Annotated in this window: 14 protein-coding genes; 12 read left to right on the top strand and 2 right to left on the bottom strand. The window is 64.2% G+C overall.

Annotated features, from left to right (window positions below; genetic code table 11):
• The first annotated feature begins 160 nt into the window (after window positions 1-160).
• Both BVH01_RS17955 and BVH01_RS17950 read left to right on the top strand, forming a co-directional pair.
• Window positions 161-640, top strand: coding sequence for a CesT family type III secretion system chaperone (locus tag BVH01_RS17955; protein WP_075931610.1), 480 nt, complete (start codon window positions 161-163; stop codon window positions 638-640).
• A 10-nt stretch (window positions 641-650) separates the two neighbouring features.
• Complete coding sequence (locus BVH01_RS17950) at window positions 651-2,840, top strand: hypothetical protein (protein WP_075931609.1); 2,190 nt, start codon at window positions 651-653, stop codon at window positions 2,838-2,840.
• 69 nt (window positions 2,841-2,909) lie between these two features.
• Here the strand turns inward: BVH01_RS17950 and BVH01_RS17945 are convergent, their stop codons facing one another.
• The gene (locus BVH01_RS17945) at window positions 2,910-3,950 is read right to left on the bottom strand and encodes a hypothetical protein (protein WP_075931608.1); all 1,041 of its coding nucleotides are present in this window, start codon (window positions 3,948-3,950) and stop codon (window positions 2,910-2,912) included.
• Between the two features lie 315 nt (window positions 3,951-4,265).
• Between BVH01_RS17945 and BVH01_RS17940 the strand changes: the two genes are divergently transcribed.
• Window positions 4,266-5,489 (top strand): hypothetical protein, encoded by a 1,224-nt coding sequence (locus BVH01_RS17940; protein ID WP_139317872.1) that lies wholly within the window; start codon window positions 4,266-4,268, stop codon window positions 5,487-5,489.
• 146 nt (window positions 5,490-5,635) lie between these two features.
• Here BVH01_RS17940 and BVH01_RS17935 read toward each other — a convergent pair whose 3' ends face one another.
• Complete coding sequence (locus tag BVH01_RS17935; RefSeq protein ID WP_075931606.1) at window positions 5,636-6,190, bottom strand: RNA polymerase sigma factor; 555 nt, start codon at window positions 6,188-6,190, stop codon at window positions 5,636-5,638.
• A 228-nt stretch (window positions 6,191-6,418) separates the two neighbouring features.
• On the opposite strand from BVH01_RS17935, the gene BVH01_RS17930 reads away from it, so the two are divergent.
• The 9 genes from BVH01_RS17930 (at window position 6,419) to sctR (ending at window position 14,694) form a co-directional block, all read left to right on the top strand.
• Window positions 6,419-7,498 carry a TyeA family type III secretion system gatekeeper subunit gene (locus BVH01_RS17930; RefSeq protein WP_075931605.1) on the top strand — a complete coding sequence of 360 codons (1,080 nt, stop codon included), beginning with the start codon at window positions 6,419-6,421 and terminating at the stop codon, window positions 7,496-7,498.
• Window positions 7,498-9,594, top strand: coding sequence for a type III secretion system export apparatus subunit SctV (gene sctV / locus BVH01_RS17925; RefSeq protein WP_075931604.1), 2,097 nt, complete (start codon window positions 7,498-7,500; stop codon window positions 9,592-9,594). Before BVH01_RS17930 ends, sctV begins: the two co-directional genes overlap by 1 nt.
• Entirely contained in the window at window positions 9,591-10,535 is a 945-nt protein-coding gene (locus tag BVH01_RS17920; protein ID WP_256562799.1) for an FHA domain-containing protein, read from the top strand. The genes sctV and BVH01_RS17920 overlap by 4 nt, the downstream gene beginning before the upstream one ends.
• Window positions 10,536-10,540: 5 nt before the next feature.
• Window positions 10,541-11,890, top strand: a complete 1,350-nt coding sequence (locus BVH01_RS17915) for a FliI/YscN family ATPase (protein ID WP_093505572.1) — start codon at window positions 10,541-10,543, stop codon at window positions 11,888-11,890.
• A 2-nt stretch (window positions 11,891-11,892) separates the two neighbouring features.
• Window positions 11,893-12,339 carry a type III secretion protein gene (locus tag BVH01_RS17910; RefSeq protein ID WP_075931602.1) on the top strand — a complete coding sequence of 149 codons (447 nt, stop codon included), beginning with the start codon at window positions 11,893-11,895 and terminating at the stop codon, window positions 12,337-12,339.
• 124 nt (window positions 12,340-12,463) lie between these two features.
• Window positions 12,464-12,880: a type III secretion system HrpP C-terminal domain-containing protein gene (locus BVH01_RS17905; protein WP_256562798.1), complete on the top strand. Its 417-nt coding sequence runs from the start codon at window positions 12,464-12,466 to the stop codon at window positions 12,878-12,880.
• Window positions 12,877-13,593 (top strand): hypothetical protein, encoded by a 717-nt coding sequence (locus BVH01_RS17900; protein ID WP_075931600.1) that lies wholly within the window; start codon window positions 12,877-12,879, stop codon window positions 13,591-13,593. Before BVH01_RS17905 ends, BVH01_RS17900 begins: the two co-directional genes overlap by 4 nt.
• On the top strand, window positions 13,580-14,044 hold the full coding sequence (locus BVH01_RS17895; protein WP_075931685.1) for a FliM/FliN family flagellar motor switch protein: 465 nt from the start codon (window positions 13,580-13,582) through the stop codon (window positions 14,042-14,044). Before BVH01_RS17900 ends, BVH01_RS17895 begins: the two co-directional genes overlap by 14 nt.
• Window positions 14,041-14,694, top strand: coding sequence for a type III secretion system export apparatus subunit SctR (gene sctR, locus BVH01_RS17890; protein ID WP_075931599.1), 654 nt, complete (start codon window positions 14,041-14,043; stop codon window positions 14,692-14,694). The genes BVH01_RS17895 and sctR overlap by 4 nt, the downstream gene beginning before the upstream one ends.
• Window positions 14,695-14,699: the final 5 nt, after the last annotated feature.

Raw genomic sequence — 14,699 nt, 5'->3', positions numbered from 1 at the left:
CGCCCCCAGAGGCGGCCAGGCGATGAGTTCATCAAACATTCACAGACCTTAAATAAATCCTTAACAATTGATTTAATTGAATTTTTCCAAAAAATCCAAGGAACCAGCCGACTCCATTGCCCCACCCATGGCGCATCTTCACCCTGACTTGAAGGTGCTTATGAGTACGCCCGCCTATCGTTCCCTGATCGACAGCTTTTGCAGCCTGACGCGACTGAGCAACCCTCACAGCCTTTACGAACACACCGCCGTAGAGTTCAACGGTATCGATTTCACCCTGTTGCATCAGGACACCGCCAGTGGCGGCCGGATACTGCTGCACGGCGACCTGGGGAACCTGCCTGCCGGGGACCTGGCAACGGCAACGGCGGCCCAGCGGCTGCTGGAGATGAACTTCCATCTGTTCGACGGCCACGCCGGGCCGGTTTTCACGCTCAACCCGCAAAGCCGGCGCGTCACCCTTGGAGTCAACCTGACCCTGCCGGGGCTGCATGCGGAACGACTGGTGGAGTTGCTCGCGGAGCTGGCCGACCTGGCCAGGGCATGGCGTCGTGACTGCTTTCTGGAGGCCCCCCCGGAGCCGCCGCCCAGCGAGCGCCCCATGGCGGGTTTGACGCGCTCTGCGCTGCGTAGCTACTGAGGCCGCAGTGATGGAAATCATCCGTTCCAGCACCGGCCCGCAAACCACAGCGCCCAGCGCCACGACACGGGAGCAGCTCCAGCGCCCCGACGCACGCCCTGCGCGAGCTCAGCCCTCGAACCAGCCGCCTCTTACCACCCAACAACGGCTGCAAGCTCAACAACCGCCACCCCGTAGCCAGGCCCAGTTGTTCGAGGCCCTGCACCCCGAGTTGCGGTCGCTGCGCGCCGAGTTTGCCCGGTTGGTCCAGGGCCAGCGGCCGCTGAATTTCTCCCGGCCGATCACGCCCCAGGCTCGAGACTCACAGCGGATTGCCCAGGATCCGCTGCAGTTGAACCGCCAGCGCATGATTCTGGAAGGCCGTGTACTGCTGCTCGATCCACAGCTCGATTTCGAACGCATGAGCACGTTGCTGCATGCCGACCAGCCGGGCCAACTCAACACCGGCATTCCCTATGGAGACAGCGTGGAGCAACTGCTCGGCGAAATCGATCGGCACTACAGCCAGCCCATGCCCGCCGGTCAGGCGGTATGCGGCGAAGGCTTGCAGGCGCTTCTGGACATCGCGCTCCCACGCATCGCCAGGCATCTGGATGGGCAGGCCGCGCTGTACAACGAAGTACTGGAGCATTGCTCGCTCAACGCCGAGGAGCGCCGTCAGGTGATCGCGGGCCGTGAAGCCTTCCAGGCCCTGGCCCAGCGCTGGTCGGCGGACATCAAGGAACGCATCCTGGCGACCTGCCAGGCATTGGCCGACGCCAGTCTGCAAGCCGCTGAACGGGATCTGCGCCGCGCCCGCAAGATGCCGGACAAGGCCGAGCGTGACACGCAAACCGCGCACGCCACGGCGCAGGTCGAACAATGGCGGCAGGTGCAGGCGCACTTTAAGGATGCGTTCGCTTCCGTGCACGACAGTGCCCTGCAGGACAGCCTCTACCGCATGGATCTGGAACAGCACCTGCAAACGCTCGACGAGCACAATCGCGGCCTGTTCACCAGCGCCCGGGTATTCATCGCCGCGGCCATTCCACAAGGTTTGGCCTCGTGCCTGCAATTCGTACTGGCCAGGGCCTATGTCGACCCACGCCTGTCGTTGTTCGACCTTGCCAGGCAGTCCGCCGCGAGCGGCGCCGCCGTGGGTGCGGTGCACGAAACACTGGACAATTTCATCAAGCCGGCAGCCCGGGAAATGCTCGCCAGCGTCGGCGCCCACGAATTGCGCAAGGTCGACCCACGGGAAGTGATTCCCGGCCCACGCCGCGCCACCACCGAGGGCGGGCGCTATCGCGAGTTCAACGATGCCGAGCTGCAGGCCGCGTCCCAGCCGCTGGAGCAGGCGCGAAAAGGCTTCATCAACGCGCAGCAGGATTATTACAACGGCACGCTCATGGGTGACGGCATCACCTTCGCCACCCAAGGCGGTGCCCAGGTAGTACGCCGGCTGCTGGAGCTGACCACGACCCTGCCCGCCGCCGGCGTGGAGGCGGGCATGGCATCCTCGTTCATGGGCGGCGCGGCGATGTCCGGACTGCAGGCCTTGGGCCAGCAAAACAAGCACTTCGATCACGACGGTCGCAGCCTGCCCACCCATGTGCCCGAACGCCCTCCCGAGGCGAACCTCGACGCACGGTTGGCATCGGTGTGGAACAAGGGCCTGAGCAGCGCGGATCCTCGTCTGCCCAGCAGCCGCGAAGCCTATACCAGCAAGGTCTATAGCGCATCGGCAGCGATGATGTTCTTCAACGGCATGGGCAAGGCGATCAGCCGGGTCGGCGTCGACACGACGGCAGCCAAGGCCGGTTCGGTACTGATGACAGGTATCCAGGCGGTCGGCTTTCTGGCGCCCTTCTATGCCAACAAGCAGTCACGCGATGAAGCCAGGCTCGATGACAGCTCGCGGCTTGCCAGCGCCGTCGAGAACATTCGCCACCCTGATCGCGAGCATCTGCCCCACGGCACTCGCCCCGCGACCAACGCCCGGACGGTGGAGAATGGCTATCACCGCCTGCGAGGCCTGCAGCAAGCGCTGCCACAGGCCGGGGTAGTGGCGACCGAGGCGCTGGTAAGCAAAACCCTGAGCGGGCTCGCCAGCCTGGGCGAACAGGTGGCACGCCAGGTCAACGCACGTCGCGAACGCCCTGCGCCAGTGGACATCGAGATGGGCGAGAATGTCGGGGGCCAACGGGAACGGGAGAATTGAGTGCAAGCGAGTGCCTGGGCGTGTTTTCGCGTGCCATCAGGCTCTCGACCACTCGCTCACCGCGCGCCTTCAGGTTTTCTTCAGCGCCTCATCCTCGAAGCGCGCATCCTCAAAACCGGCCTGGGCGCAAAGCTCGCCGGGTGGCACGTAGGTTCCTGACTGGTTGTCGTAGTGGCTGACCCGGCCCGCGGTAAATTCGACGCGCCCCGCGTACATGACTTCCTCGGCCCTACCGGCCAATTGGAAATGCGCATTCTGGCCATTGCCCGCGTTGCCGACGCGCCGGGTACCGTCGAGCAACCTGACGAAGATGAACGAGCCGTCCAGTTTGTCCGTGACGTCACCGTTACGGATCCAACTGCCGTCGGGAGCCTGGTTGGCGACGATGGCATCGCTCTTCGGCGCGCCATTCTCGCCATGCAACTCGCGCGTTCTTTTCGCCAGCCGAACCTCCATCGGCCCCACGCCACCCGGCAAACCCAGGGCTTGCTGCTGCGTTTGGACCTTGAGCCGCACAGGGGTGAACCCACGCCGGGCAGGCTCATCGTCCGTGATCGCGGCAGCCTCGGCGGTACGCTTCAGAACGGTCGACGATTGCGCGGCGACGACGCTCTGCTCGACGCGCGCCTGGGCCAGAGAAGTACGCCGCTGCGCCTCGGGAGGCGTCTGCGCGGAGGTCAGCGATGTCGCGTGGGCTTGCCCGGCATGCGCCAGGAGATCGGTCAGTCGCACCAGCGGAGCACCCTGCGCGTCGAGCACGGCCAGCTCGCTGCCGCGCCCCGCCTGATCGCGCTGGAACGCGACATGCTGGGCACCATGGAGGATCTGCGCGAATTCGAAACGCCCACCGTGCTCGTTGGCCTCGGCCTTGATCACCGCAACCCCGGAATCGCCGACCAAGGCGGCACGCGCCCGATCGAGCCACTGGCGTTGTAACGGCGTCAGCGACGCCGAGCGTTGGTCGAGCACATCACTGGAAAACACGGTGTCGTGCTTCCCAGCAATGTGCGACGCGACCTTCAGTTGATCGGAGACGGCGCCACGCGCCTGCTCCGGCGCGGACGGGGCGACGGCATTGGTTCTGGCGGCTGAACCCAGACTGGAAATCACCGGATGGATACCTCCTTCGGTTTGGGGCCTTGAGCCCTGGCTGAGCCCAATAGGTGGCAAGCCCGCACCGAACAGTTCCCTTGCCTGACGCCTCCGGCCACGCTCGGAGAGCCAGGTGACCGGGCGGTGACCAGCTTGCTCAAGCCGATCCCCTTCTCGCCCTGCACAACGTCGACAGCCTATCTGGCTAACGATGACCAAGGCAGTTCAAGGAACCGATCCTCCGGGCTTGCCACACAACTATTTGATCCCATTCGTCGAGCAGCCACTCGGCCAACCACCAGTTCCCATGCAAAGAAAATGCGGAGAGCGATGATGATCAAGGCACCGTCACACAGACAGCAACCCACTTTCAACAACCCAGGTAACGCAGCTAATGGCTTACCTCCACGAGAGGAAGCAGCGAAGTCCCCAGGTAAAAACAAGCCAGACACGGGCAATGCCAGCGTAAATTTTGGTCCGCTCAACAAACCACTGTCGTTTGGCAGCCCCAGCGCCGGGCCACGTAACGGTCTTGACCAACAGCGGTGTCACAACAACCACGGTGGCTCCAAGCAAAGCCTTCTTGAACAGGTACTAGGCACAGTGGCTAAAACACTTGCAAAACTGTTGGTTCAACAGGCCACGGAGCAGGTCACGGCCAAGTTGCAGAATGGTTCTGCGCAAATGCTAGGCGCGGGGCAGCCCACCGCGTCGATGCCTACCGCCACTACCGGTAACGAGAGACCAGCCACGAGTGGAAAAACCGGCGATGTTGCGGCTGTGCAGGTCAAAAACCCTGATGGCTCCATCAAAGAGACGGAGAAGGAGATCAAGAGCAAGCCAACGGCAGCCACAGGTCGACCTGCCGGTGATACACGAAGTGCCGAGGAAATCATCAATGCCAACCCCATTCTGAAAAATCTCGGCGATCAGAAGGACATTAATCGCGAGGGGGCGTACAAGCAGCTGGGCGACTGGACCGAGAACAACAAGGACCCCAAGGCAAGAGCCGACGCGGCCTACAATGCAGCCAAGGTTCTGAACTGGATCGACACGTCGAAGACTGCCGGCGGTGACTCCAGAGAGAAGGTCAGCGGCAAAGGCGATCTTTACGGGATTACCAAGGACGGTGACGCCCGCCATGGTACTCCCGCAGGCAATTGGAAAGACTTCACCGAAAAAGGTTACGGTGCCCTGAAGGACGATCACCGCCTCGATAAGACAAAAGATCCCTATGTGTATGAAGATGGCACCAACAAGAGCGGCTTCAAGGGATTCGTGAGCTCTGCGGCACAAAAGTTGTGGTTCATTCCCATCCTCAGCAACACCCTTAAGGGTGTAGGCGACTCCAAGGATGAGGATGGCTTCCTGGGTGCACTCAAAGGTGGTTTGAGTGGCTATGCCAATACGTTCAAGGATGCCATCGTGGGAGCCGTGGATGGGCTCAAGAAAGGTAAATTCAGCCCGGTACAGATGTTCATCGGTGCTTACACCAATCAGCTTTCCAACACCGAAGCTGCCCCGGAGAAGGTGCGCAAGGTCGCTGACAAGATCTGATTAGGCAAAGCCCCGAACGACTAGGCCGAGCCCTGAATACCTTTAAGGTCGTGCTGTTGTCAGTTCAGCAGCGACCCGAAATAAAACCTCAACTGCCTGACGGCATGCATCTCTGATGCTTAGATACATGTCGTCAGGCCATGGCTTCAGGCAAACGGATCAATCGAGCGACGCAACTGCTCCCGCGCCCTCGACAGCCGCGAGCGCACGGTGCCAATCGGTACGCCAAGGCTCTGCGCCGTTTCCTGATAATTGCCGTCCATCACCAGGCTGACATGGATCACCTGGCGCATGGCCGTGGGCAACGTCTGGATGGCTTCCACCGTGCGCTGCAACTGCCGGCTTCCGTCAACGCACTGACCAATGTCGATGTGCTGCTCGTGCGCCACATTGGTCTGGTCGTCGAGGCTCTCCTGATAAGGCTGGTTGTAGGTACGCCGGAAATGGTTGCGGATCAGGTTCAGGGCGATGCCGCACAGCCAGGTCTCCGGTTTGCTGGCGTGCTGAAACTTGTGCTCGTTGCGCAACGCCTCGAAGAACGTGCACTGCAGGATGTCATCGGCATCGTCGGGGTTCATCACGCGCTTGTGCACGAAGGCACGAAGCTTCTGCACCTGGGCCTGGGTCAACTGGCGAATGGCGCTGGGTGTGCGGCTAACGGGCAGAGGCGTGGCATGGCGAAGGGCGAGATTAGCGGACATGGGATTCTCCTGTGTAGGGACCAGGAGCTATAGCTACATGCATGCCATCTCAATTAGCCGCTATAAGCCAATGATTTATAAGTAAATACCAATTAACCACCGTGTCATCTTGAGCAAGATCCTGCGCTAGCGGACAGTTTCCTGAACGAATTTCTGCACACGGCAACCTGGGGGAACCGGTTCGGCTCCCACGCCACTCATTGAACATTCGTTCTTCCAGGCTGCGCCATGATCAACCGTGCTCAATCCACCACTGCGCCCACGCGCCTGCCGCCGACCACACCGGGATCGGCGGGGCCCTCAGGCACGCCTGGGCAACAGGGTGGCGCGCAGGCGGCAGGCACCACGGCGCAGCAGGTTTCCAGCTTCAATGCCGAGCTGAGTCAGGTCAGCATCCGCCTGCACAAGCGCAACCTGCGCTTCAAGGCCCTGCAACTGCAGTCGCAGAAAGTCCTGCAGTACAAGCTGTACAAACAGCTGCTCACGACCCTGGAGTCGAAGGCCGACCTGTTGCGCCAGAGCGCCCGTAGCGACGGCGGTTTCCGGCAGGTTTTCGATAGCTCGCGGCACGACCTCGGCCAGGCGCTGAGCCTGCTGCGCCTTGCCGAACGACGAGCGCAGCAGGAGCGCTCGTTCGAGGAAGCCAGGAAGCTGCAGGCATTGCGGCTGCAGTTCGCTGCACAGCACAGGCAGCAGGCTCGGTCACTGCGCGCCCGGGTACCGTTCGCATCGGCAGTCGCCGACCCGCGGCGCCGCGAAAGCGCACGCAGCCTGTCAGGAAACGGCCAGGTGAACCTGCTGGAACTGACCCGGATGATCAGCGAACGGGAAGACCAGGACAGCGACGGCGACCACGGCTTCGACGCCCAGCTCAGCGACCTGCTGGTGGAAACCAACCACCTGGTGACCACCGCCCGGCCCAAGCAGCAACACGAAGCGCTGAAGAACATCGAGCGCACCACTTTCCTGAAACAGTTCTATGGCAGCTGCGCCCACATGCGTAACGAAATGCTGGCCAAGAACCCGGGATTCGAGATGAAGACCTCAGCATTCGTGAAGGTCCTGCAGCAACTCATCAGCGACGGCATGCAACCCAAGGAAACCCTGCAACTGGTGCAGGAAGTCGGCGGCCGCCAGCTCGAACATCAGCTGGCGTTGGTCAATCGCCTGCTGGCCCTGCTCAAGGAGCTGAAGTACATGAACTGGAACGACAACAAGAGCCGGCAAAAAGCCCTCGATAACCTGCTGCTGTTGTCCACTGCGCTGGTCAATGAAGAACAGCGCCGCTTGCAGGAGGCGATGGCCTGATGACGTACCTCATCCATGTCGCCAACCAGCTCGCCCTGGCGGCCATGCGCCGCTCGGAAATCGTCGGGGCCTTCGTGGTGCTGGCGATCATCTTCATGATGATCACTCCCATGCCGACCTGGCTGATCGACGTGCTGATCGCCATCAACATCTGCATTTCCTGCCTGCTGATCATGCTGGCGATGAACCTGCCGCGGCCACTGGCCTTCTCCACCTTCCCGGCGGTGCTGCTGATCACCACCATGTTCCGCCTGGCCCTGTCGATCTCGACCACGCGCCTGATCCTCCTGGATCAGGACGCCGGCCACATCGTCGAAGCCTTCGGCGAATTCGTGGTCGGCGGCAACCTGGCGGTGGGCACGGTGATCTTCCTGATCATCACGGTGGTCAACTTCATGGTCATCACCAAGGGCTCGGAACGGGTCGCCGAAGTCGGCGCACGCTTCACCCTGGACGCCATGCCCGGCAAGCAGATGTCCATCGACAGCGACCTGCGCGCCAACCTGATCAGCGTGCAGGATGCCCGGGCCCGACGCGAGGAACTGGCCAAGGAAAGCCAGCTGTTCGGGGCGATGGATGGCGCCATGAAGTTCGTCAAGGGCGACGCCATCGCCGGGCTGATCATCATCGCCATCAACATGATCGGCGGCATCAGCATCGGCGTGATGCAGATGAACATGAGTGCCGGCGACGCCCTGCACATCTACACCATCCTGACCATCGGCGACGGCCTCATCTCGCAGATTCCCGCCCTGATGATCTCGGTCACCGCCGGCATCGTGATCACTCGGGTGCCGGACGGCAACCCGACGCCGCAATCTAACATCGGCCGTGAAATCGCCGAGCAGCTGACCAGCCAGCCCAAGGTGTGGATCATCTCGGCGGTGGCCATGCTCGGTTTCGCCGCGCTGCCCGGCATGCCGACCGGGATATTCATCACCATCGCCCTGATCTGCGGGTGCGGCGGCGTGCTGCAGATTTACCGCGACAAACCGCAACCGGAGGACGAGCAAGCCCAGTGGGTGGCGCCGGAGCTCAACGGCGACGAAGACTTGCGCACCTTCAATCCCAGCCGCCAGTTCGTCTTGCAGTTCCACCCCAATCAGGACGCGCAGCAGATCGCCACGATCGTCAGCGAGATCCGCCAACGCCGCAATCGCCTGGTGGTGCAGTACGGCCTGACCCTACCCTCGTTCATCATCGAGCAGTCGGAACACATCCCCGAGGACGAATTCCGCTTCTCGGTGTACGAAGTGCCGATGATGCGCGCCACGCTCAGCCACAGCCATGTGGCCGTCGATGCCCAGGCCCTTGACGAGCTCGAACTCGACGAGCTGATCCCTGGCAGCGTCGAGCGCCAGGAGGGCCAGTGGGTCTGGATGCCCGCCGATTCGCCGGTTCTGCACAACGCGGAGCTGGAACAGATCAGCGCCGCCACCCTGATCATCGAACGCATGGAGCGCACCCTGCATGCCTGCGCACCGCAGTTCATCGGCCTGCAGGAGACCAAAGCGATCCTTGGCTGGCTGGAGTCCGAGCAGCCCGAACTCGCCCAGGAAATGCTCCGGGTCCTGCCACTGGCGCGCTTTGCAGCGGTGCTGCAGGGGCTGGCCGCCGAGTGCGTACCGCTGCGCTCGGTACGGGTGATCGCCGAAACGTTGGTCGAGCACGGCCAGTACGAACGCGACATCGCCATGCTGGTGAATTACGTACGCATCGCCCTGAAGTCGCAGATCTACCACCAGTACGCCACTGCAGAAGGCCTGGAGGTCTGGTTGCTGACCCCCGAGAGCGAGGGTGTTCTGCGCGATGGCCTGCGCCAGACGCAAACCGAAACCTTCTTCGCACTCAGTGATGCGACCAGCCAGTTGCTGCTCCAGCACCTGCACATGGCCTTTCCACAGCGCGCCAGGAAGCGCGCCGTGCTGCTGGTCCCCCAGGATCTGCGCAGCCCCCTGCGCATTCTTCTGCAAGAGGAGTTCTATCACGTGCCCGTGCTGTCCTTCGCGGAGATCAGCAGCTCGGCACAGGTCAAGGTCCTCGGCCGCTTCGAACTGGAGGAAACAGCGGCCCTAGAGAGCGAGCAATACGCATGAACGAATCCGGTAACGACCTGTTTGAACTTCGGGTGCTGAACGGCCTTCACCAGGGCGCGGCACTGCCGCTGATTGGCGATCACTGGGCTATCGGCGCCGACGACGAGCTGGACCTCGCGCTGCACGATGCAGGCGTGCACCCTCGCCACTGTCAGCTACGGCGCGACGGCGAGGGCTGGCGCCTGGAGGCGTCCGACGGCCACCCCCTGGATATCGAGGGCCATCCGCTGGCCGACCTGCAGCCCCATGCCCAGTTCGCCCTGGGTTCCGTGTGGCTGAGCCTCGCGCCTGCCGAGGCGCCCTGGACCAACCTGCCGATCATCGCCCCCGACGATGGCGCGCAAGGCGCTCAGGGCGACGAGACACCGGGCCCCACCACATCGTCGCCCCGCGGCACCCTACTCAGCCGCGGCGCCTGCATCACGCTAGGGGTGCTGCTGGGCGTGGTGGGCAGTGCCTGGAGCCTGAGCAGCGCGACGCTGACGCCGAGTGCCTCCCCTGCCGCCTCGCCACTCGCCACGCCCGCGGCCCCCCCTGCACAAGATCAGCGGGCAGCCCTTGATCAGCAGAGCGCTGCCCGGCTGCTCAAGACCATGCTCAGCGAGCGCATGCTCGGTGCTGTCAGCCTGGAACACGACGATCAGGGGCTGGTACTCAGCGGTAGCCTGAAGGGCGAGAGCATGCAGGTTTACCAGCGCATGCTGCAGCGCTTCAAACAGGATCACCGGGTGGACTTTCGCATCGACGACCGGGTGTTCAATGGCAACGGCGGTCTGCCCTTCGCGATCACCCAGATCATCGGCGGCAGCAATGGCCACCTGGTGATGGCCGATGGGCGACGCATGTACATCGGCGACCGCATCGATGGTATCCGCCTGGTACAGATCGACAACGGCCGCATCCAGTTCGATGGCGAGCAACGCCTGGAGGTGAGCTGGTGAGTGCCCTGCTGCCGGCCCTGCAACAGTGGGAGCAGCGCCAGGCGGCGCGTCTGAACGATTTCAGCGCCGTGCGCGTGAGTGGCAAGGTCACGGCGGTCAGCGGCATCCTGCTCGAGTGCCAGGTACCGGCGGCCAAGGTGGGCGATCTGTGCGAGGTGATCAAGGCGGATGGCAGCCACATTCTCGCCGAGATCGTCGGTTTCACGCCGGACTGCACCTTGCTCAGCGCCCTGGGCACCCCGGAGGGCATTCAGGTCGGAGCCGCCATCCGACCGCTGGGGATCGCCCACCGCATCGGCGTCGACGAAACCCTGCTGGGCTGCGTGCTCGATGGCTTCGGCCGGCCCTTGCTGGGCGACGCCCTGGGCGCCTTCGCCGGCCCCAGCGACACCCGCCAGACGCTACCGGTCATCAGCGATGCCCTGCCGCCCACCCAGCGCCCGCGAATCAGCCGGCCGCTGACCACCGGTATCCGCGCCATCGACAGCGCCCTGCTGCTTGGCGAGGGTCAGCGCGTGGGCCTGTTCGCGGGAGCGGGCTGCGGCAAGACCACCCTGATGGCCGAGCTGGCGCGCAACATGGGGTGCGACGTGATCGTGTTCGGGCTGATTGGCGAACGCGGCAGGGAACTGCGCGAGTTCCTCGACCACGAACTGGACGAGACGCTGCGCAAGCGCTCGGTGCTGGTCTGCGCCACCTCCGACAGGTCCAGCATGGAACGGGCACGCGCAGCCTTCACGGCCACGGCCATTGCCGAGGCGTTCCGAGCCCGCGGTATGAAGGTATTGCTGTTGATCGATTCCCTGACCCGATTCGCCCGCGCCCAGCGCGAAATCGGCATCGCCGCCGGCGAACCCCTGGGCCGTGGTGGCCTGCCGCCCTCGGTGTACACGCTGCTGCCGCAACTGGTGGAGCGGGCGGGAATGAGTGAAGTCGGCTCGATCACGGCCCTGTACACCGTACTTATCGAACAGGACTCGATGAACGACCCGGTGGCCGACGAGGTGCGCTCGCTGCTCGATGGCCACATCGTGTTGTCGCGCAAGCTGGCCGAGCGTGGCCACTACCCGGCGATCGACGTGCCGGCCAGCATCAGCCGGGTGTTGAGCAACGTGGCCAGCCGCGAGCATCAGCGCGCCAACAACCGGCTGCGCCGGCTCATGGCCGCCTACCGCCAGGTCGAGATGCTGTTGCGCCTGGGCGAATACCAGGCCGGGGCCGATCCGGTCACCGATTGCGCCGTGCAGCTCAACGGCGCCATCGACCAGTTCCTGCAGCAGGATCTGCGCGGCCCATGGCCCCTGGAAGACACGCTGGCGGCGTTGAACCAGTTGACCGATGCCTTACCGGAGTGAGCATGGAAAACGATCTGGAAATCGACCCGCAACGCGCCTCGCTGGAGCAGGCCATCGCCCTGCTCAAACCCTTGCGCCAGCACCGCCAGGCACGTGCCGAGCGCCAGCAGCGCGAGGCGCAGCAAACCCTGGAAAACAGTCACGAACAGCTGCAGCACGTCGAGGCGCGGCTCACGCGACAGACAGAGGAGCAGCACACCCGCCGTGCACAATTGGCCAGCCAGCACCTGCAGCAGTGCATGGGGTTCGAGGAGGTCGGCCGCTGGCATGACCGCGAGCGCCGCATGCTCGATCACCTGGCCACGTTGCGCCACGAGGTCCACCAGCAGCAGGCCCTTCTCGAAACCCATCAGGCCCAGTTGCAGCAGGCCAGCGACCAGGCCAGACAGGCGCAGCGCGCCGTGGAAAAACTCGCCTGCCTTACCGAGGCCCTGAACGATGAAAGCTGAAACCGCCGCGGCGCCTCGACGGCCGCAGCCGCCCAGCCCGCCGGCAGCCCCGGCCCAAACGCAACCTGCCGCCGCCAGGCTCCAGCAAGGCGGCCCGCTCCGACGTGGCGACATCGACCTGCGCATGCTCACACAGGGCGTAGACCTGTCGCCTTCGGCGTTGATGGCCGACGGGCTGGTCTTCGCCCAACTGATCCAGCCGGCGCAAGCGGTATCGGACGAAGGCTCGGGCCTGGGAGGCGGCCAGACCGCCGCGGCCGGCAAGCCCGATGCCGCCGCGAGCCAACTGGTCGACGAATTGGCGCAACGGTTGCCCATCGCGCCCCCAGGCGCGTTCACGGCCACCCTGCTGATGCCCAACCTGGGCCGGATTCAGGTACGCGCCGGCAAACGCGACGATCAATGGGAGGTGGAGCTGGGTTGCGCGCGCCGGGAAACCTTCGAGCGCCTGCGTGGCCAGCGCGGCGCCTGCGAGGCGGCGCTGGCCGAGGCCATGGGCAGCCCGGTTCGCCTGGCCCTGGTCGATGAGGCGCTGGCATGAGCGCGCTGGGTCTTCGCCAGCTGGCACCGCTGCAGGCCCAAGCCAGCCGGGCCCTGGGCGTAGGGCTGAGCGCGACCTTTCAGGCCAGGGGGCTAAGCGGCGAGCTGCGCGTGACGCCGCTGCCAGCCGAGACGCAGGCCGCCCCCGGCACCTGGTTCGACAGCGCCCTGGGGGCCTTGCAACTGAGCGATGCCGGCGCCCTGCTCAGCCTGCTGGGTGAGCTGCCGGTCAGCGTCGCGGGCGACTCCCAGGCCTGGTACTGGCAGGTGATCAGTCAGCAGCTTAGCCCGCTGATAAGCACCTGCCTGGCTCCGTTATCGATGCGTGAAAGCGCCCCGTCGGGAGACCTGCAGATGCGCTGCGCCCTGCGCGTGACGCTGGGCGAGGAAGTCGCCCACGGCCAATTGACGGCCGCCGCGGGCACCCTGCTCCAGCTGTTGCAGGCGCCGTTCTGGCACCCGCTTCACCGACCCTTTCCGGCCGCCCTGCAGGTGCACGAGCCGCTGATCCTGGGCCGCTGCGAGCTGACCCTGGAACAACTCGCCTCACTGCGCCCGGGGGACGTGGTGGTGCCAAGCGACCCGCACTTCGACTGCGACGGCCAGGGTGTGCTGGCGCTCGCCGGGCAGCGCTGGCGCGCGCAGACAACGGCATGCGGAACACGCCTCCTATTGAACCTGGAAATCGACGGCCATGAGCATGACGACCACTGACCCGACCCTGGAAACACCCTACGCCAACGAAGCCAGCGAGACCGCCTACCTTGATGAGCGGCCAGACCCGGCGGTGCAACCCGACGCCCAGCAAACGCCTATCACGCCCGACGATACGGGCGAGGTGGCAGTCGACGGGGCCGATGACGAGCAGCAGGCCTGGGCAGCGGCGCAGCCGTCGACGGACACGCCCCCCGAGGATCTGGCTGACCGGCAGCCTCTTTCGCCTCTCGCGCATCTGCCCCTGGCCCTGACGCTGCGCTGTGGCTCACTGAGCCTGAGCCTGGAGCAATTGCAACGGCTCGACCATGGTGCGGTGCTCGAGGTGCAGGGCGTCACGCCGGGGCAGGCCTGGCTATGCAGCGGCGAGCAGGTGGTCGCCGAAGGCGAATTGGTCGACGTGGGCGGCCGCCTGGGCCTGCAGATCACTCGCATGGCATCGCTGACATGATTCTGGACGGGATGAACCCGGTTCTCCTGGCGCTGTTCCTGGGCGCACTGTCGCTGGTGCCCTTCCTGCTGATCGTCTGCACCGCGTTCCTGAAGATCGCCATGACCCTGATGATCACCCGCAACGCCATTGGCGTGCAGCAGGTGCCGCCGAACATGGCCATCTATGGTATCGCCCTCGCCGCCACCATGTTCGTCATGGCCCCGGTGGCCCATGAGGTCCAGAAGCGCCTGGACCAGAACCCCCTGGACATGTCCAGCACCCAGAGCCTGCAGGAAAGCGCTGGTGGCATCATCGACCCACTGCAACAGTTCATGACCCATAACACCGACCCGGACGTGCTCACCCACCTGCTGGAAAACACCCACCGCATGTGGCCCAAGGAGATGGCCGAGAGCGCCAGCAAGAGCGACCTGCTGTTGGCCATCCCGGCGTTCGTGCTGTCCGAACTGCAGGCCGCCTTCAAGATCGGCTTCCTGATCTACATCCCCTTCATCGTGATCGACCTGATCGTTTCCAACCTGCTGCTGGCACTGGGCATGCAGATGGTGTCGCCGATGACCATCTCGCTGCCACTCAAGCTGCTGCTGTTCGTGCTCGTGGATGGCTGGACGAAGCTGATCGACAGCCTGTTCCTTTCCTACCTGTGAGGTCA

Origin of the sequence: Pseudomonas sp. PA1(2017) (assembly GCF_001945375.1) — a bacterium.
In the GTDB taxonomy this organism is placed as follows: domain Bacteria; phylum Pseudomonadota; class Gammaproteobacteria; order Pseudomonadales; family Pseudomonadaceae; genus Aquipseudomonas.
This window is presented reverse-complemented; position numbering and strand designations above follow the sequence as displayed.

Coding starts and splice junctions, on each gene's coding strand:
- BVH01_RS17955 (WP_075931610.1), top strand. CDS start 161: ATGAGTACGCCCGCCTATCGTTCCCTGATCGACAGCTTTTGCAGCCTG.
- BVH01_RS17950 (WP_075931609.1), top strand. CDS start 651: ATGGAAATCATCCGTTCCAGCACCGGCCCGCAAACCACAGCGCCCAGC.
- BVH01_RS17940 (WP_139317872.1), top strand. CDS start 4,266: ATGATCAAGGCACCGTCACACAGACAGCAACCCACTTTCAACAACCCA.
- BVH01_RS17935 (WP_075931606.1), bottom strand. CDS start 6,190: ATGTCCGCTAATCTCGCCCTTCGCCATGCCACGCCTCTGCCCGTTAGC.
- BVH01_RS17930 (WP_075931605.1), top strand. CDS start 6,419: ATGATCAACCGTGCTCAATCCACCACTGCGCCCACGCGCCTGCCGCCG.
- sctV (WP_075931604.1), top strand. CDS start 7,498: ATGACGTACCTCATCCATGTCGCCAACCAGCTCGCCCTGGCGGCCATG.
- BVH01_RS17920 (WP_256562799.1), top strand. CDS start 9,591: ATGAACGAATCCGGTAACGACCTGTTTGAACTTCGGGTGCTGAACGGC.
- BVH01_RS17910 (WP_075931602.1), top strand. CDS start 11,893: ATGGAAAACGATCTGGAAATCGACCCGCAACGCGCCTCGCTGGAGCAG.
- BVH01_RS17905 (WP_256562798.1), top strand. CDS start 12,464: ATGCTCACACAGGGCGTAGACCTGTCGCCTTCGGCGTTGATGGCCGAC.
- BVH01_RS17900 (WP_075931600.1), top strand. CDS start 12,877: ATGAGCGCGCTGGGTCTTCGCCAGCTGGCACCGCTGCAGGCCCAAGCC.
- BVH01_RS17895 (WP_075931685.1), top strand. CDS start 13,580: ATGACGACCACTGACCCGACCCTGGAAACACCCTACGCCAACGAAGCC.
- sctR (WP_075931599.1), top strand. CDS start 14,041: ATGATTCTGGACGGGATGAACCCGGTTCTCCTGGCGCTGTTCCTGGGC.